General features: G+C 70.6%; 22 protein-coding genes. 13 read left to right on the top strand and 9 right to left on the bottom strand.

From position 1 onward, the window contains the following. Positions 1 to 66 precede the first annotated feature (66 nt). Both QZL85_RS01165 and QZL85_RS01160 read left to right on the top strand, forming a co-directional pair. Positions 67 to 1,698: an ABC transporter permease subunit gene (locus tag QZL85_RS01165; protein WP_295572598.1), complete on the top strand. Its 1,632-nt coding sequence runs from the start codon at positions 67 to 69 to the stop codon at positions 1,696 to 1,698. Next, on the top strand, positions 1,698 to 2,621 hold the full coding sequence (locus QZL85_RS01160) for a sugar ABC transporter permease (protein WP_295572596.1): 924 nt from the start codon (positions 1,698 to 1,700) through the stop codon (positions 2,619 to 2,621). Before QZL85_RS01165 ends, QZL85_RS01160 begins: the two co-directional genes overlap by 1 nt. A gap of 9 nt (positions 2,622 to 2,630) precedes the next feature. Here QZL85_RS01160 and rsmI read toward each other — a convergent pair whose 3' ends face one another. Beyond that, entirely contained in the window at positions 2,631 to 3,458 is an 828-nt protein-coding gene (gene rsmI, locus QZL85_RS01155; protein WP_295572594.1) for a 16S rRNA (cytidine(1402)-2'-O)-methyltransferase, read from the bottom strand. A 24-nt stretch (positions 3,459 to 3,482) separates the two neighbouring features. On the opposite strand from rsmI, the gene QZL85_RS01150 reads away from it, so the two are divergent. Continuing rightward, on the top strand, positions 3,483 to 5,072 hold the full coding sequence (locus QZL85_RS01150) for a dolichyl-phosphate-mannose--protein mannosyltransferase (RefSeq protein ID WP_295572592.1): 1,590 nt from the start codon (positions 3,483 to 3,485) through the stop codon (positions 5,070 to 5,072). On the opposite strand, the gene QZL85_RS01145 is transcribed toward QZL85_RS01150, so the two are convergent. Beyond that, positions 5,069 to 5,896 carry an aldo/keto reductase gene (locus QZL85_RS01145; protein WP_295572590.1) on the bottom strand — a complete coding sequence of 276 codons (828 nt, stop codon included), beginning with the start codon at positions 5,894 to 5,896 and terminating at the stop codon, positions 5,069 to 5,071. The two genes, QZL85_RS01150 and QZL85_RS01145, sit on opposite strands and share 4 nt — an antisense overlap. Before the next feature lie 54 nt (positions 5,897 to 5,950). Between QZL85_RS01145 and hrpA the strand changes: the two genes are divergently transcribed. Together hrpA and QZL85_RS01135 are read left to right on the top strand one after the other, a co-directional pair. Continuing rightward, positions 5,951 to 9,838: an ATP-dependent RNA helicase HrpA gene (gene hrpA / locus QZL85_RS01140; RefSeq protein ID WP_295572587.1), complete on the top strand. Its 3,888-nt coding sequence runs from the start codon at positions 5,951 to 5,953 to the stop codon at positions 9,836 to 9,838. Between the two features lie 18 nt (positions 9,839 to 9,856). Beyond that, complete coding sequence (locus QZL85_RS01135) at positions 9,857 to 10,810, top strand: alcohol dehydrogenase catalytic domain-containing protein (protein WP_295572585.1); 954 nt, start codon at positions 9,857 to 9,859, stop codon at positions 10,808 to 10,810. A gap of 3 nt (positions 10,811 to 10,813) precedes the next feature. Here QZL85_RS01135 and QZL85_RS01130 read toward each other — a convergent pair whose 3' ends face one another. The 6 genes from QZL85_RS01130 to QZL85_RS01105 all read right to left on the bottom strand — a co-directional run bounded on the left by QZL85_RS01130 (position 10,814) and on the right by QZL85_RS01105 (position 16,937). After that, positions 10,814 to 10,972 carry a hypothetical protein gene (locus QZL85_RS01130; protein WP_295572583.1) on the bottom strand — a complete coding sequence of 53 codons (159 nt, stop codon included), beginning with the start codon at positions 10,970 to 10,972 and terminating at the stop codon, positions 10,814 to 10,816. Between the two features lies 1 nt (position 10,973). Then, complete coding sequence (gene mmsB / locus QZL85_RS01125; RefSeq protein ID WP_295572581.1) at positions 10,974 to 12,206, bottom strand: multiple monosaccharide ABC transporter permease; 1,233 nt, start codon at positions 12,204 to 12,206, stop codon at positions 10,974 to 10,976. Between the two features lie 16 nt (positions 12,207 to 12,222). Beyond that, the gene (gene mmsA, locus QZL85_RS01120; protein WP_295572579.1) at positions 12,223 to 13,752 is read right to left on the bottom strand and encodes a multiple monosaccharide ABC transporter ATP-binding protein; all 1,530 of its coding nucleotides are present in this window, start codon (positions 13,750 to 13,752) and stop codon (positions 12,223 to 12,225) included. Between the two features lie 104 nt (positions 13,753 to 13,856). Continuing rightward, positions 13,857 to 14,978 (bottom strand): multiple monosaccharide ABC transporter substrate-binding protein, encoded by a 1,122-nt coding sequence (gene chvE, locus QZL85_RS01115; RefSeq protein ID WP_295572576.1) that lies wholly within the window; start codon positions 14,976 to 14,978, stop codon positions 13,857 to 13,859. Between the two features lie 71 nt (positions 14,979 to 15,049). After that, positions 15,050 to 15,769: an L-ribulose-5-phosphate 4-epimerase gene (locus QZL85_RS01110; protein ID WP_295572575.1), complete on the bottom strand. Its 720-nt coding sequence runs from the start codon at positions 15,767 to 15,769 to the stop codon at positions 15,050 to 15,052. A 157-nt stretch (positions 15,770 to 15,926) separates the two neighbouring features. Beyond that, positions 15,927 to 16,937, bottom strand: a complete 1,011-nt coding sequence (locus tag QZL85_RS01105) for a LacI family DNA-binding transcriptional regulator (RefSeq protein ID WP_295572573.1) — start codon at positions 16,935 to 16,937, stop codon at positions 15,927 to 15,929. A gap of 166 nt (positions 16,938 to 17,103) precedes the next feature. Here QZL85_RS01105 and QZL85_RS01100 point away from each other — a divergent pair, with 166 nt between their 5' ends. Next, on the top strand, positions 17,104 to 17,613 hold the full coding sequence (locus tag QZL85_RS01100) for a hypothetical protein (RefSeq protein ID WP_295572570.1): 510 nt from the start codon (positions 17,104 to 17,106) through the stop codon (positions 17,611 to 17,613). Here QZL85_RS01100 and QZL85_RS01095 read toward each other — a convergent pair. Beyond that, entirely contained in the window at positions 17,597 to 18,949 is a 1,353-nt protein-coding gene (locus tag QZL85_RS01095) for a M20/M25/M40 family metallo-hydrolase (RefSeq protein WP_295572567.1), read from the bottom strand. The genes QZL85_RS01100 and QZL85_RS01095 overlap by 17 nt on opposite strands. A gap of 80 nt (positions 18,950 to 19,029) precedes the next feature. Here QZL85_RS01095 and QZL85_RS01090 point away from each other — a divergent pair, with 80 nt between their 5' ends. From QZL85_RS01090 to QZL85_RS01060, 7 genes are all read left to right on the top strand, one after another. Beyond that, positions 19,030 to 20,013 (top strand): Gfo/Idh/MocA family protein, encoded by a 984-nt coding sequence (locus QZL85_RS01090; protein ID WP_295572565.1) that lies wholly within the window; start codon positions 19,030 to 19,032, stop codon positions 20,011 to 20,013. Between the two features lie 28 nt (positions 20,014 to 20,041). Next, entirely contained in the window at positions 20,042 to 20,920 is an 879-nt protein-coding gene (locus QZL85_RS01085) for an NYN domain-containing protein (protein ID WP_295572558.1), read from the top strand. Positions 20,921 to 21,049: 129 nt separating this feature from the next. Beyond that, on the top strand, positions 21,050 to 22,438 hold the full coding sequence (locus QZL85_RS01080; RefSeq protein ID WP_295572555.1) for an MFS transporter: 1,389 nt from the start codon (positions 21,050 to 21,052) through the stop codon (positions 22,436 to 22,438). A gap of 126 nt (positions 22,439 to 22,564) precedes the next feature. Then, positions 22,565 to 23,761 carry an ROK family transcriptional regulator gene (locus QZL85_RS01075; RefSeq protein WP_295572552.1) on the top strand — a complete coding sequence of 399 codons (1,197 nt, stop codon included), beginning with the start codon at positions 22,565 to 22,567 and terminating at the stop codon, positions 23,759 to 23,761. Continuing rightward, the gene (locus QZL85_RS01070) at positions 23,758 to 24,804 is read left to right on the top strand and encodes a sugar ABC transporter substrate-binding protein (protein WP_295572550.1); all 1,047 of its coding nucleotides are present in this window, start codon (positions 23,758 to 23,760) and stop codon (positions 24,802 to 24,804) included. The genes QZL85_RS01075 and QZL85_RS01070 overlap by 4 nt, the downstream gene beginning before the upstream one ends. A 64-nt stretch (positions 24,805 to 24,868) precedes the next feature. Further along, on the top strand, positions 24,869 to 25,693 hold the full coding sequence (locus tag QZL85_RS01065; RefSeq protein WP_295573891.1) for an ATP-binding cassette domain-containing protein: 825 nt from the start codon (positions 24,869 to 24,871) through the stop codon (positions 25,691 to 25,693). Then, the gene (locus QZL85_RS01060) at positions 25,690 to 26,898 is read left to right on the top strand and encodes a sugar ABC transporter permease (RefSeq protein ID WP_295572548.1); all 1,209 of its coding nucleotides are present in this window, start codon (positions 25,690 to 25,692) and stop codon (positions 26,896 to 26,898) included. The genes QZL85_RS01065 and QZL85_RS01060 overlap by 4 nt, the downstream gene beginning before the upstream one ends. Positions 26,899 to 26,942 lie beyond the last annotated feature (44 nt).

Below are 26,942 nucleotides of genomic sequence, written 5' to 3'. Positions count from 1 at the left end.
TCCGGGGGCGGGTGGCTCGCGCCGCCCGCCCCCGGGCACCATTCGCCTCGTCGAAGGAGATGAAACATGTCGGTCCCGCAGGGCACGCTCGCCGCTGACACCACGCCGCCGAAGGTGCCGCTGTCACCGGCACCCACGAAGGAACCCCACGGCCGCGATTGGCGCGGCCTCGGCTGGGGCTTCCTCGTCAAGCTCGCCATCATGGCGTTCATCAACGCCTTCGGCCTCCTGGGCATCTTCGCCGCGTTCCAGGCCGAGTCCTGGCTCATCTTCGCCGCGGCGGTCCTCATCCTGGTGGCGGCCGACATCGTCTACTTCACCAAGCGCGCGCTGCCCCTCAAGTACCTGCTGCCGGGGCTCACGTTCCTGCTGATCTTCCAGGTCTTCATCTTCGCCTACACGGCCTACATCGCCTTCACGAACTACGGAGCCGGACACGTCGGCTCGCAGGAGCAGGCCGTCAGCGCCGCGCTCAGCCAGGGCGAGCGTCGCGTCGAGGGCTCCCCGTCGTACCCGCTGACCGTCGTCGAGCAGAACGGCGAACTCGGGTTCGCGATCGTCGAGGACGGCGAGATCAAGGCCGGAACCGCCGATCAGCCCCTGCAGGTCGTCGGGGACGCCCCCGGATCCGGCGCCGCCACCGAGGTGCCCGGCTGGAACGTCGTCCCCCGCAACACCCTGATCAGCGACCGGGACATGCAGCAGACGGTCGTCGAGCTGCGCGTCCCCATCTCGGATGACCCGAACGACGGCTCGATCCGCACCCGCGAGGGCACGACGGGCGCCGTCTACCTCTCCACGATGCAGTGGGACCCCGAGGCGCAGACCATCACCGACACCGCGACCGGGACCGTCTACTCCGCGACACCGGACGGGCTGTTCGCGGCCGAGGACGGCACGACGCTCGCCACCGGCTGGACCGTCAACGTCGGCTTCGCCAACTTCGCCCGCCTCTTCACCGACCCGGATCTCTTCCAGCCGCTCGGCATCGTGACGCTGTGGACCTTCGTCTGGGCGATCCTCTCCGTCGCGATCCCGTTCGCGATGGGCCTCGTCTTCGCGATCATCTTCAACGACGAGCGGGTCAAGGGCCGGAAGATCCTGCGGACCTTGTTCATCCTCCCGTACGCCTTCCCGGCGTTCATGTCCGCCCTGCTGTTCCGGGGCATGTTCAACTCCGAGTTCGGCGTCATCAACGAGTTCTTCTTCGGCGGGGCGAACATCGACTGGCTCGGTGATCCGTGGCTCGCGAGGCTCGCGGTGCTGTTCGTCAACGTGTGGCTGACCTACCCGTACTACTTCCTCGTCTGCACGGGCGCCATCCAGGCGCTCCCCGCCGACGCGCTGGAGGCCGCGTCGATCGACGGCGCCGGGCGGTTCCGGCAGCTGCGGGCCATCATCCTGCCCCTCGTGCTCGTCGCCACCGCGCCGCTGCTGATCTCGTCGTTCGCGTTCAGCTTCAACAACTTCACGATCATCTACATGTTCAACAACGGTGGTCCCGCGATACCCGGAGCCCCGTACGCCCTCGGCGCCACCGACATCCTGATCTCCGCGATCTGGGACATCTCCGGCGTCTCCGGCGGCAAGGCCGACTACGGTCTCGCCTCCGCGCTGTCGATCCTCGTGTTCATCGTCGTCGGCGTCATCTCCGCCCTGGCCTTCCGCCAGACCAAGAAGCTCGAGGAGTACCAGTGATGTCCGCTCCCACCCAGACCACCACCCCGACCCAGACCGCGACCGCGCGCGGCACCGCACCGGACCGCACGTCCGCGCGTCGCCGCCGCTGGCTCGCCGAGGTCGGCTGGAAGTACATCATCGCCGCGGGCCTGCTGTTCTACTCGATGTTCCCGCTGGTGTACGTGCTGTCGGCGTCGTTCAACCCCGGCGGCAGCCTCGCGGCGAGCAACGCGCTGTTCCGCGTCTTCGACGTGGGCAACTACACCGCCCTGGCCGGCACGCGGTACTGGACCTGGTACGGCAACACGCTCATCGTCGGCGTCGCCGCGGCGATCGGCGCCGTGCTGATGGGCGCCGCAGCCGCGTACGCGTTCTCCCGGTTCCGGTTCAAGGGCCGCCGGCTCGGCCTCACGAGCCTGCTCATCGTCCAGATGTTCCCGCAGGCGCTCGCGTTCGTCGCGATCTTCCTCATGCTGCTCGCGATGGGCGAGGTCTTCCCCGCCCTGGGGCTCAACTCGAAGATCGCGCTGATCTGCGTCTACCTCGGCGGCGCGCTGGGCGTGAACACGTTCCTCATGTACGGGTTCTTCAACACGATCCCGATGGAGCTGGACGAGTCGGCGAAGATCGACGGCGCGACGCACGCCCAGATCTTCTGGACGATCATCATGCCCCTCGTGACCCCGATCCTCGCGGTCGTGGGCCTCCTGGCGTTCATCGCCTCGTTCGGGGACTACATCATCTCGAAGATCATCCTGGTGTCCGAGGACAACTGGACGCTCGCGGTCGGGATGTTCCAGTGGGTCTCGAATCAGCTCTCCAGCAACTGGGGCCTCTTCGCCGCCGGCGCGATCCTCGCTGCCATCCCGGTGCTGACGCTGTTCCTGACGCTGCAGCGCTACATCATCGGCGGCCTGACCGCCGGCTCCGTCAAGGGCTGAGCGCGCTCGTCAGGGTGTCGCTGACCGGGCGGCGAGAGCCGCCTGGTACAGCGCGCGCGAGGACAGTCCGGTCTGCGCCGAGACCTCCGCGGCGGCGTCCTTGAGACGGATGCCGTCGGCGACGAGCCGCTGCACTTCGGCGACGGCGTCCTCGGCGGAGACCTCGCGCGCCGGCGCACCGGCGACGACCACGACGATCTCGCCGCGGACACCGGCCTCGGCCCAGGTCGCGAGATCGCCGAGCGGACCGCGCACGACCTCTTCGTGGAGCTTCGTGAGCTCACGGCAGACGGCGGCGGGCCGATCGGCGCCGAACGCGCCCGCCATCGCGGCCAGGCTCTCCGCGATGCGCGACGGCGCTTCGAAGAAGACCATGGTCCTCCGCTCGGCGGACAGCTGCGCGAGCGTCGATCGCCGGTCCCCCGACTTGCGCGGCAGGAAGCCCTCGAACGTGAACCGGTCGGTGGGAAGCCCCGCGACGGCGAGCGCGGTCACGACGGCGCTCGGCCCGGGGATCACGGTCACTCCGACGCCCTGCGAGACGGCCTCGACGACGAGCGCATATCCGGGGTCGCTCACCGTCGGCATCCCGGCGTCGCTCAGGACGAGGAGATCCTCCTCACGGGCTCGCTCGACGAGGTCGGCGGCCCGCTGGCGCTCGTTGTGCTCGTGGAGGGCGACGAGCCGGGGCCGGTTGTCGATGCCGAGCGCCTGCAGCAGACGCTGCGCCGTGCGGGTGTCCTCCGCGGCGATGACGGTCGCGGCTTCGAGCGCCGCGACGAGGCGGGGGGAGGCATCCCCCAGGTTGCCGATGGGCGTCGCGGCGAGGATGATCACCCGCCCCAGCATAGGCTGGTCGACGTGACGACGACGGTCGAGGCCCTGCTGCCGACGGCACCCCCGACACCCTACGAGCGGTGGCGCGGTCGGCTGTCCGCCGACCCACGGCTGCGCCGGCTCACCAGGTGGCTCGCGCCGGCCCTCGTGACGCTGCTCGCGGCCGTCCTGCGCCTCGCGAACCTGGGACACCCGCACGCGCTCGTCTTCGACGAGACCTACTACGTCAAGGACGCCTGGTCGCAGTGGATCCTGGGGTACGCCGCGACGTGGCCGGAGGATGCGAACGCGCTGTTCCTCGCCGGGCAGACCGACATCTTCGGGACGGACCCCAGCTTCGTCGTGCACCCGCCCCTCGGGAAGTACCTCATCGGCGCCGGGATGGCGCTGTTCGGCGCCGACTCGTCGTTCGGCTGGCGGATCGCGGCGGCGCTCACCGGCACGGCGTGCGTGCTCGTGCTCTACTTCCTCGCCAAGGCCCTCGTCCCGTCTGTGGTCTTCGCGACGATCGCCGCGGGCCTCCTGGCGATCGACGGACAGGCGATCGTCCTCAGCCGCGTCGCGCTGCTGGACATCTTCCTGGCGTTCTTCGTCCTCCTGGCGGTCTGGTTCACGGTCCTCGACCGCCGCTCGCACCTCGACCGCCTCGCCGACGCGGTGCGCGCGCGCACCGGCGACGGGTCGTCGCCGAACTGGGGACCGCTCCGCTGGAACCGCCCCTGGCTGATCGCTGCGGGCGCGGCGGCGGGCGCCGCGTGCGCGGTCAAGTGGTCGGGCGTCTGGGTGCTCGCGGCGGTCGGCATCTACGCCGTCGTGACCGACGCGCTCGAGCGGCGACGGCTCGGCATCGGGTTCTGGCCGATGGACGCGATCCGCCAGGGCGCGGCATCCTTCGTCCTGCTCGTGCCGGTCGCGTTCGTCGTCTATCTCTCCTCGTGGGCGGGCTGGCTGCTCAGCGACGGCGGGTACGACCGCCACGCCGCCGACGCGCAGCCGGCGACGGGCCTGTGGGGCTGGGTGCCGCTGTCGCTGCAGAGCCTGTGGCGCTACCACGAGACGATCTACACCGCGATGGCCGGGATGGCGACGCCGCACAGCTACATGTCGCCCGCGTGGGCGTGGCCGTTCCTGTGGCGGCCCACCGCGATGTACACCGGCAGCGTGCCGGACGGCCAGGACGGCTGCGCGAGCGCGCAGGGCTGCCTGCAGATCCTCTACTCGATGCCGAATCCGCTGCTCTGGTACGCGGGCGTCGCCGCGACCGTGTGGATCGGCTACCGCTTCGTCGCGCTCCGCGACTGGCGGTACGCCGTCCTGCTCACCGCGATCGCGGCGACCTGGCTGCCCTGGCTGCTCTTCCCGGAGCGCACGGTTTTCCAGTTCTACACGATCGTGCTGCTGCCGTTCGTGCTGCTCGCGCTCACGTTCGCACTCCGCGACATCGCCGGCCCCGCGCACGCCTCAGCGACGCGGCGGCTCGCCGGGCAGCGGGTGGTCCTCGTCGTCCTGACAGTCGCCGTGCTGCTGTCGGTGTTCTGGTACCCGCTGTGGTCGGCCACGCAGGTCCCGTACGAGTTCTACCGCCTGCACAACTGGATGCCGGGCTGGGTCTAGTTGACCTCGTCGGGGTGCGCGGAGACCCGCCCGCCCCGCTCGAGCGCCGTGATGGCGGCCTGCTCGTCGCCCGTGAGCGCGAAGTCGAACACGTCGAGGTTCTCCCGGATGCGCTCGGGCGTGCTCGACTTCGGGAACACGATGACGCCCTGCTGCAGGTGCCAGCGCAGCACGACCTGCGCGGGCGTCTTCCCGTGCGCGACGGCCGCGGCGGCGACGGGCGCCTCGTCGAAGAGCGGGTACTTGCCCTGGCCGAGCGGCCCCCACGATTCGATGAGGATGCCGTGGTCGGCGGCGAAACGGGTCACCTCGCGCTGCTGGTACGCGGGGTGCAGTTCGATCTGGTCGACGGCGGGCGTAACGCCCGTGGCCGCGATGATCTTCTCGAGGTGCTCCGGCAGGTGGTTGGAGACGCCGATGCTCGTGGCCTTGCCGGCATCCCGGATCTCGACCATGCGCTCCCACGCGTTGACGTAGGTGCCGTTGCGGGGCGCGGGCCAGTGCACGAGGTACAGGTCGACGCGGTCGAGGCCGAGCTTGCCCAGGCTCTCGTCGATCGCCGCGTGCGGCGCGTCACCGGCCTGGCGGTCGTTCCACAGCTTCGTCGTGATGAAGAGCTCCTCGCGCGGGATGCCGCTGGCGGCGATCGCGCGGCCGACGCCCTCCTCGTTGCCGTAGATGGCGGCGGTGTCGATGTGGCGGTACCCGGCGGCGAGGGCCTCCGCGACGATCCGCTCGGTCTCGGCGGGGTCGACCTTGAAGACGCCGAACCCGAGCTGGGGGATGGTGTGGCCGTCGTTGAGCGTGAGAGCGGGAATCGTCATGGGTCCAGCCTAAGGAACCCGACCTGACCCCGGACCGTCATACGATGGAACGCTATGCCCGCGCCGGAACCCCGCATCCACTACCCGCCGGAGCTGCCCGTCAGCGCCGCGCGGGAGGAGATCGCGCGCGCCATCGCGGAGAACCAGGTCGTCATCGTGGCCGGCGCGACCGGGTCGGGCAAGACGACGCAGCTCCCCAAGATCTGCCTCGAGCTCGGCCGGCAGTCGATCGCGCACACCCAGCCCCGCCGCATCGCGGCCCGGACGATCGCGGAGCGGATCGCGCAGGAGCTCGACGTGCCGCTCGGCTCCACCGTGGGGTTCAAGGTGCGCTTCACCGATCAGGTCTCCGCCGACACGAAGGTCGCGCTCCTGACCGACGGCATCCTCCTGAACGAGATCCACCGCGACCGGCTGCTGCGCCGCTACGACACGATCATCATCGACGAGGCGCACGAGCGGTCGCTCAACGTCGACTTCCTGCTCGGCTACCTCATCCGGATCCTCCCGGAGCGCCCCGACCTGAAGGTCATCGTGACGTCGGCGACGATCGACCCGGAGAGCTTCGCGCGCCACTTCGCGGGAGCGGACGAGACGCCCGCCCCCGTCATCGAGGTCTCCGGACGCACGTACCCCGTCGAGATCCGCTACCGCGCGCACGACGAGACCGACGACGAGGTGGATGCGCTCCTGGGCGCGCTCGGGGAGCTCGACCGCGAAGCCGACGGCGACGTGCTCGTCTTCCTGCCCGGCGAGGCGGAGATCCGCGACGCGACGGATGCCGTCCGCGGCCGGTACGCGAAGGACGCCCGCCCCACCGAGGTGCTGCCTCTGTTCGGCCGGCTCTCCGCCGCCGAGCAGCACCGCGTGTTCGAGCCGTCCCGCGTCCGCGGTGTCCGGCGCCGCATCATCCTGGCCACGAACGTGGCCGAGACGAGCCTCACGGTCCCCGGCATCCGGTACGTCGTCGACGCCGGCACCGCCCGCATCTCGCGGTACAGCGCGCGCTCGAAGATCCAGCGGCTGCCGATCGAGGCGATCTCGCAGGCGTCCGCGCAGCAGCGGTCCGGCCGCGCGGGGCGCACCTCCCCCGGCATCGCGATCCGGTTGTACTCGGAGGAGGACTTCACGGCCCGGCCGGAGTTCACCGAGCCGGAGATCCTGCGGACGTCCCTGGCATCCGTCATCCTGCAGATGCTCGCCCTCGGCTTCGGCGACATCTCGGAGTTCCCGTTCCTGACGCCTCCGGACTCCCGCGGCGTGAAAGCGGCGCTCGAGCTCCTCACCGAACTGCAGGCCATCACCGGCGGGTCCACCCCGAAGCTCACGAAGACGGGCCGCGAGATCGCGCGGCTCCCCATCGATCCGCGGTTCGCCCGGATGCTGCTGGAGGCGCGGCGCCTGCACGTCACCCCCGACGTCCTCGCGATCGTCGCCGGGCTCTCGATCCAGGACGTCCGCGAGCGCCCCGAGGAGCGCCGCGAGGAGGCGGACCGCCTGCACGCGCGGTTCACCGACCCGACGAGCGACTTCCTGACGCTGCTCAACCTCTGGAACCACCTGCAGGAGCAGCAGTCCGAGCTCGGTTCGAGCGCATTCCGGCGCCTGTGCCGTGCGGAGCACCTGAACTACGTGCGGGTGCGGGAGTGGTTCGACGTGCACCGTCAGCTGCGGCAGCTCACCGGCGAGCGGCGGGGCGAGCGCCAGGGCGAGGGACCGGCCGCCCGCACGGCCACGGCCGAGGGCGCCGCCGCCGATCCCGCCGCCGTGCATCGCGCCATCCTGTCCGGGCTGCTCTCGCACATCGGCATCCTCGACACGCGCAGCCCCGGGAAGAGCGGCGGCGCGAAGCCCGACAAGGGGCGACGGCCGATGGCCGAGTATCGGGGCGCGCGGGGCGCGAAGTTCGCGATCTTCCCCGGATCGGGGCTGCGGAAAGCGTCGCCGGATGCCGTCATGGCGGCCGAGCTCGTGGAGACCTCGCGCCTGTTCGCCCGGACGGTCGCGGCGATCGACCCGGCCTGGGCCGAAGAGCTCGCGGGCGACCTCGCGCACCGCAGCATCAGCGATCCGCACTGGTCGAAGGATGCCGGTGCCGCCGTCGCGGCGGAGAAGGTCACGCTCTTCGGGGTGGAGATCATCCCGCGAAGGCGCGTGCAGCTCGCGCGGATCGACCACGAACTCGCCCGCGAGCTGTTCCTGCGGCACGCCCTCGTCGACGGCGAGTGGAACACGCATCACCTGGACAAGAAGCTCACGGCCTTCGAGCGCCGGAACCTCGAGCTCCGGCGGAACCTGGAGAAGGTCGAGGAGCGCGAGCGCCGCCGCGACATCCTCGTCGGCGACGAGTCCGTGTACGCGTTCTACGCCGCGCGGGTGCCTCGCGACGTCTTCGACGTCCGCTCGTTCGAGACGTGGTGGCGGGAGACCTCGGCACGCACCCCGCGGCTTCTGGACATGACCGCCGCCGACCTCATCGACGACGCCTCGCGCGCCGACGAGCGCGACTTCCCGACGCGCTGGACGCAGGGCGATCAGGTGCTCTCCCTCGCCTACCGGTTCGAGCCCGGGGCACCCGACGACGGCGTCAGCGTCGTCGTGCCGCTCGCCCTCCTCGCGCAGCTGCGCCCGGACGGCTTCGACTGGCAGGTGCCGGGGCTCCGCGGCGAGCTCATCGCGGCGCTGCTGCGCGCACTCCCCAAGGCGATCCGCCGCCACGTGGTCCCCGCGGCGGACTGGGCCGCGACGCTCGGCGACGCCCTCGTCGGCGCCGGCCCGGAGTCCCACGAAGGGCTGCCGCCGACGAGCCTCCTCGACGCCCTGGCCGCCCGTATCCAGCCGGTCGCGAACCAGCGGGTCTCGGCCGCCGACTTCGACCTGTCCCGCGTCCCCCCGCACCTGCTCGTCTCGTTCCGCGCGGTCGACCAGCGCGGGCGCGCCGTCGGGTCGGGGCGGGACCTCCGCGCGCTGCAGGACCGCCTCGCGGGCCGCGCCCGGGAGTCGGTCGCTCGCTCGCTCAGCACCCCCGCGCGCCCGGCGCACCCGTCGCCCGCCGCCGGGTCGCCGGCCGCCGCCGCGCCGCTCGAGCGGTCCGGCCTGACGACGTGGGACGTCGGCGACCTCCCCGCCGTCGTCGACACGAAGGTGGCCGGGGGCGTCGTCCGCGGCTACCCCGCGCTCGTCGACGAGGGCGCCGGCGTCGCCCTGCGCATCGAGGCGACCGCGGAGCGCGCCGCGCGGCTCTCGCACGCCGGAGTCCGGCGCCTCCTGCTGCTGGCCGTCCCGTCCCCCGCCGCCTATGTGCTCGAGCACCTGACCGCCGCGGAGAAGCTCGCCCTCGCGACATCCCCCTACCCATCCGCGAAGGCGCTCATCGAGGATGCCCGCGTCGCGGTCGCCGACGCCGTCCTCGCCGGGACCGAGGTCCGCACGACCGCGGCGTTCGAGGCCGCCCGCGACCGCCTCTCGGCGTCCATCGTCGACGACCTCTTCCAGACCGTGTCGCTGGCCGCCCGCATCCTCACCCTGCAGCGCGAGATCGACCGCGCCATCCGCGCGCAGAACTCGATGACGCTCCTCTCCGCCCTCGGCGACGTCAAGGCGCAGGTCGCGGGGCTCCTCCACCCCGGGTTCCTGTCCCGCACGGGCACGGTTCGGCTCGCACATCTGCCGCGCTATCTGCAAGGGGCGCTCGAGCGCGTCCGCGGGCTCGGCGACAACCCCGGCCGCGACCGGCAGCGGCAGACCGAGTACGAGCGCGCGGCGGCCCTCTACACGGATGCCGGCGGCACGATCCCGCTCGACGCCGAGGCCCCCGCGACCCTCCACACGGCGCGCTGGCTCCTCGAGGAGTACCGTGTGAGCCTGTTCGCGCAGCAGCTCGGCACGGCGCAGCCGGTGTCCATCCAGCGCATCACGAAAGCCCTGTCCGGCAAGGACTGACGACCGAGAGGACCCGCCATGGCGACGGCGATCACCTACACCGCGTTCGGAGGACCCGAGGTCCTCACCCCCACCGAGATCCAGGTCAAGGCGCCCGGCGCCGATCAGGTCGCGGTGCGCATCGAAGCGGCGGGCGTGAACCCGCTGGACCACAAGCTGCGCTCCGGCGCCCGCCCGTCCGGCCCCATCACCGACCCGCGGCGGGTCGGCAGCGACGGCGCCGGCGTCGTCACGGCCGTCGGCGAGGATGTCGAGGGCTTCCGCGCGGGCGACGAGGTCGTCGTCTTCGGCGCGGCCGGCGTCTACGCCTCCGACATCGTCGTCCCCTCCTCCCGCCTCGCGCCGCGGCCGCCGCAGGTGTCTGCGGCGGAGGGCGCGGCGCTCGGCGTCCCCGTCGGAACGGCGTACCAGACGCTGCGCTCCCTCGACGTGCGCGCGGGCGACACGCTGCTCGTGCACGGCGGGTCGGGCTCGGTGGGCCAGGCGATCATCCAGCTCGCGGTCCTCTGGGGTGCGACGGTCCTCGCGACCTGCAGCGCACGCCGCGCGGAGCGGGTGAGCGCCCTCGGCGCCGTCGCCGTCCGCTACGACGACCCGGACGGTGGCACGCTCGCCGACCGCGTGCGCGCGGCGGCGCCGGGCGGTGTCACGGCGGTCATCGACATCGCCGGCACCGACGAGGCCCTCCAGACCTCGCTCGACCTGGTCACGGACCGCCACCGCATCGCGACGCTCGTCCGCGGGAAGGATGCCGCGGGTCTCGGCATCCGCGCCTTCATGGGCGGGAGCCCCCGTCCCCTGAACGCGCAGGAGCTGGCGTGGCGGGCCGAGGCGATCCCCGTGGTGCTGCACCTCATGGCCGCCGGGCGCTTCACGGTCGAGCTCGGCCCGCAGCTGCCGCTGGCGGACGCCGCCGAGGCGCATCGCCTCGTCGAGGCTGGGACGGACGGCAAGGTCGTCCTGCTCCCCTGACGCCTAGCCCGCGGTCAGCGCACCGACGACGCCGGTGACGACCATGTAGAGGCCGACGGCGCCGCCGATGATCCACATCGTGATGCGGGCGGTCGAGGGACCGCCGGGCGACGAGTCGTCGCCCGGCCGGCCCCCGCCGAGTCCCAAGGACTCCTTCGCCACGTCAGTGACCTGCGCGGCGCTTGTTGTAGACATCGAACGCGACCGCCAGCAGGAGCACGAGGCCCTTGACGGCCTGCTGCCACTCGATGCCGATGCCCATGATCGACATGCCGTTGTTCAGGACACCGATGATGAGACCACCGATGATCGCGCCGCCGATGGTGCCGACACCGCCCTGGACCGCCGCGCCGCCGATGAACGCGGCCGAGATGGCCTCGAGTTCGAAGCCGTCACCGGCCTTGGGCCCTGCGAGGTTCAGTCGCGCCGTGAAGATGAGCCCGGCGAGGGCGGCGAGGACGCCCATGTTCACGAACAGCCAGAAGTCGACCCGGCGGGTCTTGATGCCGGACAGCTCCGCGGCGTGGCGGTTGCCGCCGATCGCGTAGATGTGGCGTCCGAACACGGTCCGGTTCATGACCACGCCGTAGACCATCACGAGCGCCGCCAGGATGATCAGCGTCACCGGGATGCCCTTGTACGACGCCAGCGCCCACGTGAACCAACCGATGACGAGCGCGACGAGCGCGAGCTTGACGACGAACCAGATCGTGGGGTCGACGTCCTGCTTGTACTTCTGGCGGGCCAGGCGGGTCCGCACCTGCTGCACGACGAGCGCGACGACGGCGACGGCGCCGATGACGAGGGTGAAGACGTCCGGATTGGTCTCCCCGAAGATCCCGGTGAGGAACCCGTTGCCGAGCGCTCGGTACTCCGTCGGGAACGAGCCGATGTTCGCGTTGCCGAGGACGACCAGCGCGAGTCCGCGGAAGATGAGCATGCCGGCCAGCGTCACGATGAACGCCGGGATGCCGACATAGGCGACCCAGAACCCCTGCCAGGCGCCCACCAGCGCCCCGATCAGCAGGGACAGGATGATCGCGAGCCACCAGGGCATCCCCATCTTCACGGCGAGGACACCGGAGACCGCGCCGATGAAGGCGGCGACCGATCCGACGGACAGGTCGATGTGGCCGGCGATGATGATCATCACCATGCCGATCGCGAGGACGAGGATGTACCCGTTCTGCACGATCAGGTTCGAGATGTTCTGCGGGCGCAGCAGGATGCCGTCGGTCAGGATCGCGAACAGCGCGACGACGGCGATGAGGGCGATGAAGATGCCGTTCTTGCCGAGGTCGGACAGGACGGTGGTCAACCAGCGGGTGAACTTGTTCTCCGTGGGGTTGATTCCGCCGCCCGCGGCGGTCTCGGGGGTGAGGGTGTCGTTCGACATATGCGTCTCCTGCCCCTCAGCGGGGCTTCTCCATGGTCATGAGCTTCAGGACGGTCTCGGGGGTGGCCTCGCTGATCGGCAGCTCGCCGGTGATGCGGCCCTCCGACAGCGCGTACACGCGGTCGGAGATGCCGAGCAGCTCGGGCAGCTCGGAGGAGATCACGATGATCCCCTTGCCGGCCGCGGCGAGCTTGTTGATGATCGTGTAGATCTCGTACTTGGCGCCGACGTCGATGCCGCGGGTCGGCTCGTCGAGGATCAGGACCTCGGGATCCGCGTAGATCCACTTCGACAGGACGACCTTCTGCTGGTTGCCGCCGGAGAGCTTGCCCGTGGGCACCAGGACGTTCGGCGCCTTGATGTTCATGCTCTGGCGGTACTCGTTGGCAACCTTGAACTCCTCGTTGTCGTCGACGAGTCCGGCCCTCTCGAGCTTCTTCAGCGACGCCATCGAGATGTTGCGCTTGATGTCCTCGATGAGGTTCAAGCCGTAGGTCTTGCGGTCCTCCGTCGCGTAGGCGAGTCCGTTCTCGATCGCCTCGGCGACCGTGCGCGTCTTGATCTCCTTGCCGCGCAGGTACACCTTGCCGGAGATCCGGGAGCCGTAGCTGTGGCCGAACAGACTCATCGCGAACTCGGTCCGCCCGGCGCCCATGAGGCCCGCGATGCCGACGATCTCGCCCGCGCGGACGGTGAGGGAGACGTTGTCGACCATGACGCGGGTCGGGTCCTGCGGATGGTGCGCGGTCCAGTCCTCGACGCGCAGCAGCTCCTCGCCGATCTGCGGCTCGTGATCCGGGTAGCGGTGCTCGAGGTCGCGGCCCACCATGTCCTTGATGATCCGGTCTTCCGTCACATCGGCCTTGGCGATGGTCTCGATCGTCTTGCCGTCTCGGATGACGGTGACCGTGTCGGCGACCTTCTTGATCTCGTTGAGCTTGTGGCTGATGATGATCGACGTGATCCCCTGCTCGCGCAGGCTCAGGATCAGGTCGAGCAGGTGATCGGAGTCCTCGTCGTTCAGGGCCGCGGTCGGCTCGTCGAGGATGAGGAGCTTGACCTCCTTCGACAGGGCCTTCGCGATCTCCACGAGCTGCTGCTTGCCGACGCCGATCTGGTTGACCTTCGTCGTCGGGTTCTCCCGGAGGCCGACGCGCTGGAGCAGCTTGCCCGCCTCGAAGTTGGTCTTGTTCCAGTCGATGAGGCCGTTCGCGGCCTTGCGCTCGTTGTTGAGGAAGATGTTCTCGGCGATCGACATGTACGGGCTGAGAGCCAGCTCCTGGTGGATGATGACGATGCCGCGCGCTTCGCTGTCGCGCAGGTTCTTGAATTCGACGGTGTCGCCGGCGTAGACGATCTCGCCGTCATACGTGCCGTGCGGGTAGACGCCGGACAGCACCTTCATGAGCGTGGACTTGCCGGCGCCGTTCTCGCCGCAGATCGCGTGGATCTCGCCGCGCTCGACTTCGAAGTTGACGTTGGACAGCGCCTTCACGCCCGGGAACGTCTTGGTGATGCCGCGCATCTCGAGGATGATCTCGGTCACGATCTCCGACTTCCTTGTGGGGACTTGAGGGGAGGTTACTGGGTACGTCGGCGGCGAGGCGATGCGCCCCGCCGCCGACGCGGATGTTCAGCGAACGGGTCGGCTCAGAGACCGAGCTCCGCAGCCGTCCAGTAGCCGGTGTCGACCAGCGCCGACTCGACGTTGTCCTTCACGACCGGCACGGGGGCCAGCAGGTAGGACGGCACGACCTTGACGTCGTTGTCGTACGTCTCGGTGTCGTTGACCTCGGGCTCGTCGCCGTTGAGGACGTCGACCGCCATGCCGGCCGCGACCTTGGCCAGCTCGCGCGTGTCCTTGAAGATGGTCGCGAACTGCTCGCCGGAGAGGATCGCCTTGACCGAGTCGACCTCGGCGTCCTGGCCGGAGATGATCGGCCAGTCCTCGCCGACGCTGTAGCCGGCGTCGGTGAGCGCGCCGATGATGCCGCGCGAGATGCCGTCGTAGGGCGAGAGCACCGCGTCGACCTTGGAGCCGTCGGAGTAGTTCGCGGTGATCAGGTTCTCCATGCGGCTCTGCGCCTCTTCGCCGTCCCAGCGGAGCGTGGCGGCCTGCTCGATGTCGGTCTGACCCGACTTCACGACGAGCGTGCCGTCATCGATGAACGGCTTGAAGACGTCCATCGCCCCGTTGAAGAAGAAGAACGCGTTGTTGTCGTCCAGCGAGCCGGCGAACAGCTCGACGTTGAACGGACCCGCGGGGGCGTCCGGCAGCGCGTTGCCCTCGAGGTCGGTCAGGCCGAGGCCGTTGAGCACGGTCCAGGCCTGCTGGTTGCCGACGAGCTCGTTGTCGAACGTCGCGTAGTAGTCGACGTTCTCGGTGCCCTTGATGAGGCGGTCGTAGGCGATCACCGGGATGTCGCTGTCGGCCGCGGTCTGGAGCACCTCGGACAGGGTCGTGCCGTCGATCGATGCCACGATGAGCGCTTCCGCGCCCTTTGTGATCATGTTCTCGATCTGCGAGACCTGCGTGGGGATGTCGTCCTCTGCGTACTGCAGGTCGACCTTGTAGCCCTGCTCCTCGAGCGCGGCCTTGACGGCGTTGCCGTCCTGGATCCAGCGCTCGGAGCTCTTGGTGGGCATGGCGACGCCGATGAGTCCGCCGTCACCCTCCCCCTCGGAGCCGGTACCGCTCGTGCCGCCTGCGCAGGCGGTGAGGGCGAGTGCGCCGGCCGCGAGGCCTGCGACGAGAATTCGCTTCAACTTCACTGTGAGTCCTTCCCTGGACATCGATGTCTTGGTGTTCGGTTTTCAGGTGTGACCGCGCCCGAGTTATCGGGCTACCGGCGGTCGTCGGTGGTTTGGCCGTAGACGTTCTGGTAACGGCTGAAGAGGCTGTCGATGGCCTCCTGCGGAATGGGCAGGAGTTCCCCGCCCTGTCGGGCGATGTGCACCGTACGCGCGACGTCCTCGAGCATGACGGCCGCCTTGACGGCATCCTTCGCCGTCGCGCCGATCGTGAACGGCCCGTGGTTCTGCATCAGCACGGCGCGCGAGCGGTGGCCGGAGAGCGTCTCCACGATCCCCCGTCCGATCGAGTCGTCGCCGATGATCGCGAACGGGCCGACCGGGATCGGTCCGCCGAACTCGTCGGCCATCGCGGTGATGACGCAGGGGATCTCCTCGCCGCGTGCCGCCCAGGCGACCGCGTAGTCGGAGTGCGTGTGCACGACGCCGCCCACCTCGGGCATGTGCCGGTACACGTAGGCGTGCGCGGCGGTGTCGCTGGAGGGCGCCCGGTCGCTGCCGGGCGTGCCGTCGACGACGTTGCCGTCCAGGTCGCAGAGGATCATGTTCTCCGGCGCGAGGTCGTCGTAGGACACCCCGGACGGCTTGATCACGAAGAGGTCGGCGCCGGGAACGCGACCCGAGACGTTGCCGCCGGTCCAGACGACGAGGCCGGAGCGCACGAGCTCGGCGTGCAGCGATGCGACATCGGCGCGCACACGGGCGACGGCGACCTCGGTCTTCACGCCGCTGACGTACCGTTCCGCGTCCATGCTCGACACCACTGTCCGACTCCTTTGTCCCCGCACTCACGCATGGGCTGTGTAGCTTTGGTGTGACGATCCATGTGACCGTTCACATTGCCACACTATATGCCCGCCGCCGCCGCGCCTGTCAAGCCGATCGTGTCTCAGCTTGGTAACGGCGCGTCTAGAGGCGCGGAGCGGGCCCCGTAGAGGAACGCACGATCAGCTCCGGAGCGATGACCGGCGCGGTGCGGGCACCTACGCCGTCCAGGAGAAGGGCGACGCAGCGGCGCCCCAGTTCGGCGAAGTCCTGCCGCACGGTCGTCAGCGGCGGCCAGAAGTGCCCGGACTCGGGGATGTCGTCGAATCCGACGATGCTGATGTCCCGCGGACAGTCGAGCCCTTCGTCGCGCACGGCGTGCAGCAGGCCCAGCGCCATCTGATCGTTCGAGGAGAAGATCGCGGTGAAGTCGCGGAACCGCAGCAGCTCGCGCCCGGCGTAGTACCCGAAGTCGGCGGTCCAGTCCCCGAGCACCGGCGCGGTGGTGGGGATGTCCCACGCGCTCATCTCCTCGAGGAACCCGCGCATCCGCGCCTCGGCCTCGATCCAGTCCTGCGGACCGGCGAGATGGTAGATCTGCCGATGTCCGAGCTCGATGAGGTGCCGCGTCGCCAGTCGCGCCCCCGCGGTCTGGTCGACCGTGAGCGTGTGCGTGGGGTCGAGATCCGTCGACTGCAGCGTCACGTACGGCACGTCCACCCGCTGCGCCGCGAGCGCGCGGATCACCCGCACCTGCGGGGCGATCACCACCAGGCCCTCGATCGCCTGCGCCGTCAGATGCGACAGCCCATCGGGGATGGACTGCGGGTCGCCGGGGTCGATGTTCGCCGTGGACACCCAGTAGCCGCGCTCCCGCGCGGCTTCCTCGATGGCGGCGATGGACGAGGCGGGGCCGTACTGGTCGGAGGAGGCGGCGAGGATGCCGATCGTGCGGGAACGGCTCGTGACCAGCGCCCGCGCCGCGCGATTGGGCGAGTACGAGAGGTCTGCCATGACGGCGCGCACGCGGTCACGCGTCTCGGGCCGGATGCTGGGATGGTCGTTCAGCACCCGTGACACGGTCTGATGGGAGACGCCAGCCAGCCGGGCGACATCGCGGATGCTCGGCCTGCGGCCTCCGGCGTCGTCGCTCATGGGTCTCCGTGTCGATGGATGTGTACGGTCACATCGCCTGCGGCCCATTATGCACGTTCTGCCTCCCCCGGGCCCCCGGATCCCGATGTGACGTCACATGGTCTGGCACATCCATGTGACACGCCGCCTCATTTGTCACATTCCGTTCGCCGCCTATGCTGGCGCCATGGCCGATCTCTCCCGCCATCTCCCGCTGAGCAACCGGCCGTACACGGACGAGTCATCCGTCACCGGCGACTGGCGACGGGCGGTCGCCGACGTCGTGGCGGCGGCTGCGCACCTCACTGGGGACCCGGATCAGCTCCGCGGGTTCCTCGTCGACGCGAAGCTCGCGGCCGAGTTCCCGGCGGCGTCGCCGGCCGACGTGGCCGCTGCGATCCGCTCCGGCAGACGGCGGCGCATCGCGGAGCTCGCCGATGCCACCCGGGCACTCCTCCGGCTCGCGGGAGACCGGGAGGTCGGGCTCGACCCGACGACGAGCGGCGCCGTCGCGCTGTACGGCGCCACCCGCGCACCCTTCGACCGGCGTGCCGTGCTGACCGGGAGCACGGTGCATGCCACCGACGCCGACTGGTCGTTCGGACGTGGACCGCTGCGGGAGGCGACGGCGCGGCAGATCCTCGCGTTCGTCTTGGAACTCGGCGACGAACCTCCGCCCCTCACCCGCCGCGGATGAGGGCGCGATAGAACCCGATGCCGCGGAGCCACACCTCGACGCGGATGCGCTCGTTGTGCGCGTGCAGAGCGTCGCGCTCGGACCGGGTCAGGTGGAACGGCGTGAAACGGTAGACGTGGTCGCTGATCCGCGTGAACCAGCGGCTGTCGCTCGCACCGAGCTGGATGTAGGGCGTCGTGACGATGTCCGCGGACAGCCCCTCGGCGACCGCCGAGGCGATGCGCCGCCACGGCTCCCCCTTCCACGGAGACACGGGCGAGGGATCGGAGGCGTGCCGCACCTCGATCTCGACCTGCGGGTCGGACACGATCCGCCGCAGCCGCGTCGTGACGCCGTCGACGGTGTCGCCGGCCAGGAGGCGGATGTTGACGGCCGCCTGCGCGGTCGTGGCGAGGACGTTCTCCCCCGGCGCACCCGAGAGCGACGTCGCGACGGCGGTCGTGCGCACCATCGCGTTCATCTCCGGCCCGAGGTGCGGGAAGACCTGCGCGAGGAGCGGTCCGGTGAGGGCGAGGTTGCCGAACACCCAGCGCAGCGGCGGCGGCGCGTAGGGCGCGATCGTGGCGAACAGGGCGCGGACCGGCGGAGCGATGCGCGGGGGGAACGGATGCCGGTGCAGGCGGTCGATCGCGCGCGCGAGCCGCGCCGTCGCGGGTGTCGCCGGCGGCGTGGAGGCGTGGCCGCCGGCTTCGCGGGCCGTCAGCAGCACGGTCATGACGCCGCGCTCGGCGACGCCGACCATCGCGGTCGGGACCGCGACACCTGGGATGACCCCGTCGACGACGGCCCCGCCCTCATCCAGCACGAGACCCGGGCGCACCCCGCGATCCTCGAGCAGATCGACGATCCGCTGCGCGCCGTCGCCGGCCGTCTCCTCGTTGTGCCCGAAGGCGAGATAGACGTCGCGCCCCGGCGTGTAGCCGTCGTGGACGAGCTGCTCGACGGCCTCGAGGATCGCCACGAGGGAGCCCTTGTCGTCGATCGCGCCGCGCGCGTGGATCGCGGCATCCGCGCCCGCGCCGATGAGCTCCGCCGCGAACGGCGGGTGCTCCCACTCGGTCTCGACCACCGGGACGACGTCGATGTGGGCCATCAGCACGAGCGGGTCGCCTCCTGCGGCGCCGCGCCAGCGGTACAGCAGCGAGTGACGTGCGACGACCTCGCGCTCGAGGGCGCCGTGCAGGAGCGGGTAGAGCCGCTCGAGCTCCGCGTGGAACCGGTCGAACGGCTCCGGATCGGTGCGGGTCTCGTCGGCGTCGGACACGGTCGGGATGCGCAGGAGGTCGCGGAACCGGGCGACGGATGCCGCCGGGTCGATCGTCTTCTCGGATGCCACCCCCCGAGCCTACGACCCGCCTCACCCGTCGCCGGGGCGCGGCCGGGCGACCGACCGGCAGCCCCCGCTAGGCTCTGCACATGACCGGACTTCGCTGGGGAATCCTCGCCACGGGTGGCATCGCCCACGCCTTCACCTCCGACCTGCGCACGGCGGGTCTCGACGTCGCCGCGGTGGGCTCCCGGAGCACCGACTCCGCCCGCGCGTTCGCGGACCAGTACGGCATCCCTCGGGCGCACGGCTCGTACGACGACCTCATCGCCGACCCGGACGTCGACATCATCTACATCGCGACGCCGCACAGCCACCACCTCGAACCCGCCGTCGCGGCGCTCGAGGCCGGCAAGCACGTGCTCATCGAGAAGCCCGTCACCCTCGATGCCGACGAGGCCACCGCGATCCGCGACGTCGCGGCAGGTCACGGCCTGCTCGCCATGGAGGCGATGTGGACGCGCTACCTGCCGCACATGGTCCGCATCCGCGAACTCGTCCGCGCCGGCACGCTCGGCGACATCCGCGCCGTGTCCGCCGACCACACGCAGCGGGCACCGCTCGACCCGGCGCACCGGATGAACGCGCTGGAGCTCGGCGGCGGCGCCCTGCTCGATCTCGGCATCTACCCCGTGTCGTTCGCGTGGGACGTCCTGGGCGCACCCGTCGAAGTGCGCGCGCTCGGACGGCTTGGCGACACGGGCGCCGACACCGAGGTCGCCATCGCCCTGACGCACGCCTCCGGCGCCGTGTCGTCGCTGCTGACCTCATCCCGCGCCGTCGGTCCGAACACGGCGCAGGTCATCGGCTCGGAGGCCCGGATCGAGATCGACCGCGTCTGGTACACCCCCACCTCGTTCCGCCTCATCGCACCGGACGGCACCGTGCTCGAGGAGTACCGGTCCGAGGTCGACGGCCGCGGCATGCAGTACCAGGCCCTCGCCGCCGAGCAGATCGTCGCCGAGGGGCGCACCGACAGCGACCTGCTCGGATTCGAGGAGAGCATCGCGATCATGGGGACCCTCGACGAGGTGCGCGCGCAGGTCGGCGTCACCTACCCGAAGGAGCGCTGAGCGCGTCCCGGACTGCCACACTGGGGACATGCCCGACCTGCAGAATCCCCGCGTCGCCGTCTACCTCGACTTCGACAACATCGTCATGTCCTGGTACGACCGCGTCCACGGTCGCAACTCCTACTCCCGTGACCGGCAGCGCATCGCCGAGAACCCCACCGAGCCCGAGATCGCCGAGCGCCTCGCGGCGGCCATGATCGACGTCGGCGCGATCATCGACTACGCCGCATCGTTCGGCACGCTCGTGCTCACCCGCGCGTACGCCGACTGGTCCTCGCCCGTCAACGCCGTCTACCGGCCGCAGCTGGTCGCACGCGCCGTCGACCTCGTGCAGCTCTTCCCGGCCGCCGCCTACGCCAAGAACGGCGCCGACATCCGCCTCGCGGTGGACACCGTCGAGGACATGTTCCGCCTCCCCGACCTCACGCACGTCGTGATCGTCGCCGGCGACAGCGACTACGTCCCCCTCGCGCAGCGCTGCAAGCGGCTCGGCCGCTTCGTCGTCGGCGTCGGCGTCGCGGGCTCCACCGCCAAGTCGCTCGCGGCGGCGTGCGACCAGTTCGACTCCTACGACGGCCTCCCCGGCGTCTCGGCCCCCGTGACCGAGAAGAAGGAGGAGACGACCGCGACCACCGGCCGCCGCGGCGCGAAGAAGGCGCAGGATCCCAGCGCCGAGCTGCTCGGTCGCGCCCTGCGCCTCGAGCAGGAGCGCACCGACGAGGACTGGGTACATCTGTCGGCCGTGAAGAACCTCCTCAAGCGCATGGATCCCTCCTTCAGCGAGAAGGCACTGGGGCACCGCTCGTTCTCCGACTTCGTCAAGGCGCACCCGTCGGTGGCCGAACTCGACGAGTCGACGAACATCGTGCGGGTGCGCCTGCGCGCGGATACCGTCGACGCCACCTGAAACGGCGTGTGCGTCAACGCACACTCTCTGTGCGCAGACCCGACTTGTACCTGAATCGACTCTCAGGTAGCGTTCCTCGCGCGGCAGCCCCCTGCCGCATTCCGCGCTCTACAAGGAGGTAACAGCGCTATGGCATCTGCCACCCCCGCAGCACAGAAGCCCGGGTCCAAGGATTCGGGTCTTCGTCGCGTCGTCACGGCCTCGATGGCCGGCACCGTCGTCGAATGGTACGAGTTCTTCCTCTTCGCCACCGCGGCGACGCTCGTGTTCAACCTGATCATGTTCCCGCCCGCCGACAACCCCTACACGCCCGTCATCCAGGGCTTCCTCACGTACGCGGTCGGCTTCGTCGCCCGCCCGCTCGGCGGCATCGTCTTCGGCCACTTCGGCGACAAGTACGGTCGCAAGAAGCTGCTGCAGCTCGCGATCATCCTCGTCGGCGTCGCGACCTTCCTCATGGGTTGCCTTCCCACCTACGACCAGATCGGCATCTGGGCCACGGTCCTCCTCGTCGTGCTGCGCTTCGCGCAGGGCTTCGCGGTCGGCGGCGAATGGGGCGGCGGCGTCCTGCTGGTCGCTGAGCACTCCCCCGACCACAGCCGCGGCTTCTGGGCCTCCTGGCCGCAGGCGGCCGTCCCGATCGGCAACCTGCTCGCGACCGTCGTGCTCCTCGTGCTCAACAGCGTGCTCTCGCCCGAGGACTTCCTGTCCTGGGGCTGGCGCGTGGGCTTCTGGCTCTCCGTCGTCATCGTCGCGATCGGCTACTACGTCCGCACCCGCATCACGGACGCCCCGATCTTCGAGCAGTCCAAGCAGGAGGTCGCCCAGCGTCCCGAGGTCCGCGTCGGCGTGTTCGAGGTCGTCCGTCGCTACCCGCGCCTGGTCCTCACGGCCATGGGTCTGCGGTTCGCGGAGAACATCATGTACTACCTCGTCGTGACGTTCTCGATCACCTACCTCAAGCTCGCGCTGGAGATGGACACGACCGCGATCCTCAGCTGGCTCGTCATCGCGCACATCGTGCACATGATCGTCGTGCCGTTCGTCGGCGGGCTCACCGACCGGATCGGCCGGCGCCCGGTGTACATGATCGGAACGGTCCTCGCGGCAGGGTGGGGCTTCGTGGCCTTCCCCATGTTCGACACCCGGGAACCGCTCATCATCATCCTGGCGATCTGCCTGGGCCTCGTGATCCACGCGTTCATGTACGCCCCGCAGCCGTCGATCATGTCGGAGATGTTCCCGACCCGGATGCGCTACTCCGGCGTCTCGCTCGGCTACCAGGTCACCTCGATCGTCGCGGGCTCGCTCGCTCCGGTCATCGCGACCGCGCTGCTCCAGGGCTTCGGCAGCGGGCTGCCGATCGCGATCTACCTCGCGATCGCCGCCGCGATCACGTTCGTGGCGGTCATCTCGCTGCGCGAGACGCGCGGCATCTCGCTGCACGACGTCGACGAGGTCGACCGCGCGCGCCTGGACGAGGAGACCGGCACGGTCACCGTCGCCCGTACGCGCTGACCCCGCGTGGGGCTCGCGCCCCACGCTTCGCACCGCGCCCGCCTGCGTGTCCTGGACACGCGGGCGGGCGCGGTCCGCGTTTCGGCGTGTCGTGGAACCTCGGCACGGTGGACAGGAGCGGGTACAGTGGCGATCGTGGTACGCCGGAGCACCCCACCCGGATCGCAGTCCTCGCTGCGAGAGGCGAACCGAGCCCGCCTGCTCGATTCGCTCAAGCGCCATGGGCGCCTGACCCAGATCGAACTGGCCGGGAACACAGGGCTCTCTCCCGCGACGGTGTCGAACATCGTCAAGGAGCTCACCGCCTCCGGCATCCTGCACACCTCCTTCACGTCGCGCAGCGGCCGCCGCGCGACCCTCGTCTCCCTCGCCCGCCAGGTCGGCCTCGTCGCGGGCGTGCACTTCTCCAGCCGGCAGCTGCGGATCGCGATCGCCGACGCGACTCGGACCGTCGTCGCCGAGAACACCGTGCCGCTTGCTCCCGGTCACCGGCACGACGCCGAGCTCGATCGCCTGAGCATCATCCTCGGCGACATGATGGAGACCCTCGGCGGAACGCTCGCCGACCTCCTCGCGGTCGGCCTCGCCGTCCCCGCCCCCATCGACCCGCGCACCGGGATGGTCTCCACCCCGGGTCTCCTCCCCGGCTGGGAGGGCATCGACATCGCCGCAAGCCTCAGCGCCCGCATCAACCGGCCCGTCCACGTCGACAGCGAAGCCAACCTCGGCGGGCTCGCCGAGGCGCGCGAGGGCAGCGGACGCGCCGCCTCCTCCTCCGTCTACATCCGCGTCGGGCACACGATCAGCGCCGGCCTCATCGTGGACGGCGACCTGTTCCGCGGCGTGAGCGGCAAGACGGGGCAGATCGGCCACGTCACGATCGACGAGAACGGTCCCCTCTGCCGCTGCAGCAACCGCGGCTGCCTCGAGACCTACGCCGCCGGCCCCGCGCTCCTCGCCCTCTTCCCCGAGAGTGAGGGGATGCAGCGTCTCGGCGACCTGATCGCCGCCGCCGAGGACGGCGTCGGCGGTGCACAGCGGGTGATCGCGGATGCCGGGCGGCACATCGGCATCGCGGCGGCGAGCCTCTGCAACCTCTTCGACCCCGAGATCATCGTCGTGGGCGGCGAGCTCGCGCAGGCCGGCGAGATCCTCCTGGCGCCGATGCGGCACGCGCTCGAGCGCTCGGCACTGGCCGCGACCGGCGGCCTGCCCGAGATCGTGGGCGCGTCCTTCGGCGAATGGGCCGAGTGCCGCGGCGCGATCGCGACGGCCCTGGACCACGTCCGCGTCGACGCCGACGTCCTCTCCATCACGGCATGAGGCGGCTGCCGGGCCTGCTGCTCGTGCTGGCCGTCGCCGCGGGGCTGCTCACCGCCTGCACCCCGCCGTCGACGAGCGCGCACGGCCCCATCGCGCTCCTCCTTCCGGACAAGAAGACCGCGCGCTACGAGACGTTCGACCGGCCCATCTTCGAGGCGCGCGTCGCCGAGCTCGGCGACTACGACGTCCTCTACGCCAACGCCGATCAGGATGCCGCCCGCCAGCAGCAGCAGGCCGAGTCCGCCCTCGCAGCCGGCGCCGAGGTCCTCGTCCTCGACCCCGTCGACGCGCGCGCCGCGGCGACGATCGTCGCGTCCGCCGCCGCTCAGGACGTTCCGGTCATCGCCTACGACCGCCTCATCTCCGGCGGCGGGCTCGCGTACTACATTTCCTTCGACAACGAGCGGGTCGGCGAGCTGCAGGCGACGGCCCTCGTCACGGCACTCGCGGAGCGCGGGCAGAGCGCCGCCGGCATCCTCATGGTCAACGGCTCCCCGACCGACAGCAATGCTGCCCTCTTCCGCGCGGGCGCGCGACGCATCATCGGCGACAGCGGGCTCCGGGTCCTCGCCGAATACGACACGCCCGACTGGAGCCCCGACAAGGCGCAGTCCTGGGTCGCCGGGCAGATCTCGCAGTACGGCGCCGACATCGCGGGCGTCTACGCCGCGAACGACGGAACCGCAAGCGGCGCGGTGGCGGCACTGCGCGCCGCGGACGTCTCGCCCTTCCCCGTTGTGACGGGACAGGATGCCGAGCTGTCGGCGCTGCAGCGGATCGTCGCAGGCGACCAGCACATGACCGTCTACAAGGCGTTGCGGCCGCAGGCGGAGCGCGCCGCCGAGGTCGCCGTCGACCTGCTGCACGGCCGCCCCGTCACGGGCGACATCGACGTGGACGGGACGCCCGCGACGCTGCTCACGCCCGTCGCCGTGACCGTCGCCGACATCCTGGACACCGTCGTTGCGGACGGGTTCTGGAGCATCGAGGATATCTGTACCCCCGACTACGCCGCGGCGTGCGCGGCCGCCGGACTCCAGTGAGGATCAGACGCTGACCACCGTGACCCCGCCGCGCGCCGGCCGACCGCGCGATCGCGTCCTGACGATGCGCGGCATCGACAAGCACTTCGGCGCCGTGAAGGCCCTCACCGACGTCGACTTCTGGGTCAGCGAGGGCGAGGTCGTGGCGCTCGTGGGCGACAACGGCGCCGGCAAGTCGACCCTCGTGAAGGTCCTCGCGGGCGTCCACCCGCCCGACGCCGGCGAGATCCTCTTCGACGGCGACCCCGTGCACATCACGAGCCCCGCCGATTCGCAGGAGCTCGGGATCGCGACGGTGTTCCAGGACCTCGCGCTGTGCGACAACCTCGACGTGGTCGCGAACCTGTGGCTGGGGCGCGAGCTCACCGCCGAGGGTCGCCTCGACGAGGTCGGGATGGAGCAGCGCACGTGGGCGCTGCTGCGCGAGCTCGCCGCGAAGATCCCCTCCGTCCGGACCCCCGTCGCCTCCCTCAGCGGCGGCCAGCGGCAGACGGTCGCGATCGCGCGCTCGCTGGTCGGGGAGCCCCGCGTCGTGATCCTGGATGAACCGACCGCCGCGCTCGGCGTCGCCCAGACCGCCGAGGTCCTGAACCTCATCGAGCGCCTCCGCGAACGCGGGCACGGGGTGGTCCTCATCAGCCACAACATGGCCGATGTCATGGCGGTCGCCGACCGCATCGTCGTGCTCCGGCTCGGGCGCAACAACGGCGAGTACCACGCGGCCGACGTCACGAGCGAGCTGCTCATCGCAGCCATCACGGGCGCCGTGGACAACTCGGTCAGCCGGCGCCAGGCGCTGCAGCGCGACGAGCCGCCGGCGACGACGGACGCCACCGTCACGCCGCTGACCCCGCGCGGTCGCCGGCGCCCGGACGGCGGCACCTCGTGAGCCTCGAGGAGGCCGAGCGCGAAGGCGTTCGGGCGGCGACCCTGCGGGTGTGGGGGCGTGTGCGCGGCGGCGACCTCGGCGCGCTGCCCGTCATCGTCGGCCTCGCCCTCATCTGGACCGTGTTCCAGATCCTGAATCCGGTCTTCCTCTCGAGCCGCAACCTCGTCGACCTCACGATGCAGTGCGCCGCGATCGGCACGATCGCGCTCGGCATCGTCGTCGTGCTGCTCCTCGGCGAAATCGATCTGTCCGTGGGATCGGTGTCGGGGCTGGCATCCGCGATCCTGGCCGTCGCCTTCGTGCAGCTGCGCTGGCCGCTCGTCATCGCGGTGCTCATCGCGGTCGGCGCGGGCTGTCTCGTCGGCATCCTGTACGGCCTGCTGTACACGCGGTTCGGCTTGCCGAGCTTCGTGATCACCCTCGCCGGACTCCTCGGCTTCCTGGGCCTGCAGCTCTGGGTCCTCGGGGATGCCGGGTCGATCAACCTGCCGTTCGACTCGTGGATCGTCCAGTTCGCGCAGCACGCGTTCCTTCCGGCCTGGGCGTCGTACGTCCTCGTCGTCGGCGGCACCGCCGCCTTCGCGTGGACGCTCGCGGGCCGTTCGCGCAAGCGCGCCGCAGCGAACCTGGACAGCCAGAGCTACCGCGCCATCGCGCTCCGCGCCGCGCTGCTCCTCGCTGTCCTCCTCCCCGCCGCGTGGTACCTCAACCAGTCACGCGGCGTCGGGGTCATGTTCCTCCTGTTCCTCGCCCTCGTCGTGCTCCTGCACCTCGTGCTCACGCGCACCCGCTGGGGGCGCGCCGTCTACGCGGTGGGCGGCTCCGTCGAGGCGGCACGGCGCGCGGGCATCCGGGTCGAACGGATCTACCTGTCCGTCTTCGCCCTGTGCTCGAGCCTCGCCGCGGTCGGCGGCATCCTGGCGGCCGCACGGCTGGCCGCGGCCAATCAGAGCTCGGGCGCGGGCGACACGAACCTCAACGCGATCGCTGCCGCCGTGATCGGCGGCGCGTCGCTCTTCGGCGGTCGCGGCACCGCGTTCGCGGCGCTGCTCGGCGTCATCGTCATCCAGTCGATCTCGTCCGGGCTGACGCTGCTGAACCTCAACTCCTCGGTCCAGTTCATGGTGACGGGAGTAGTCCTCGTGCTCGCCGTGACGGTCGATTCGCTGTCCCGACGCACCCGTGTGGCCGCCGGACGCGCCTGACGGCTGGGTTCACGGCGCGAACGCCGACGCACGGATGCCAATCC

This window comes from uncultured Microbacterium sp. (assembly GCF_900078385.1).
In the GTDB taxonomy this organism is placed as follows: Bacteria; Actinomycetota; Actinomycetes; order Actinomycetales; family Microbacteriaceae; genus Microbacterium.
The sequence above is the reverse complement of the archived record's forward strand: the minus strand, read 5'-3'. Positions and strand labels throughout refer to the sequence as shown.

Excerpts from the sequence above, each read along its gene's own strand:
- QZL85_RS01160 (WP_295572596.1), top strand. The coding sequence starts at position 1,698 with ATGTCCGCTCCCACCCAGACCACCACCCCGACCCAGACCGCGACCGCG.
- QZL85_RS01165 (WP_295572598.1), top strand. The coding sequence starts at position 67 with ATGTCGGTCCCGCAGGGCACGCTCGCCGCTGACACCACGCCGCCGAAG.
- QZL85_RS01070 (WP_295572550.1), top strand. The coding sequence starts at position 23,758 with ATGAGGCGGCTGCCGGGCCTGCTGCTCGTGCTGGCCGTCGCCGCGGGG.
- QZL85_RS01085 (WP_295572558.1), top strand. The coding sequence starts at position 20,042 with ATGCCCGACCTGCAGAATCCCCGCGTCGCCGTCTACCTCGACTTCGAC.
- QZL85_RS01065 (WP_295573891.1), top strand. The coding sequence starts at position 24,869 with ATGCGCGGCATCGACAAGCACTTCGGCGCCGTGAAGGCCCTCACCGAC.
- QZL85_RS01135 (WP_295572585.1), top strand. The coding sequence starts at position 9,857 with ATGGCGACGGCGATCACCTACACCGCGTTCGGAGGACCCGAGGTCCTC.
- hrpA (WP_295572587.1), top strand. The coding sequence starts at position 5,951 with ATGCCCGCGCCGGAACCCCGCATCCACTACCCGCCGGAGCTGCCCGTC.
- QZL85_RS01080 (WP_295572555.1), top strand. The coding sequence starts at position 21,050 with ATGGCATCTGCCACCCCCGCAGCACAGAAGCCCGGGTCCAAGGATTCG.
- QZL85_RS01100 (WP_295572570.1), top strand. The coding sequence starts at position 17,104 with ATGGCCGATCTCTCCCGCCATCTCCCGCTGAGCAACCGGCCGTACACG.
- mmsB (WP_295572581.1), bottom strand. The coding sequence starts at position 12,206 with ATGTCGAACGACACCCTCACCCCCGAGACCGCCGCGGGCGGCGGAATC.
- QZL85_RS01110 (WP_295572575.1), bottom strand. The coding sequence starts at position 15,769 with ATGGACGCGGAACGGTACGTCAGCGGCGTGAAGACCGAGGTCGCCGTC.
- QZL85_RS01145 (WP_295572590.1), bottom strand. The coding sequence starts at position 5,896 with ATGACGATTCCCGCTCTCACGCTCAACGACGGCCACACCATCCCCCAG.
- QZL85_RS01090 (WP_295572565.1), top strand. The coding sequence starts at position 19,030 with ATGACCGGACTTCGCTGGGGAATCCTCGCCACGGGTGGCATCGCCCAC.
- QZL85_RS01105 (WP_295572573.1), bottom strand. The coding sequence starts at position 16,937 with ATGAGCGACGACGCCGGAGGCCGCAGGCCGAGCATCCGCGATGTCGCC.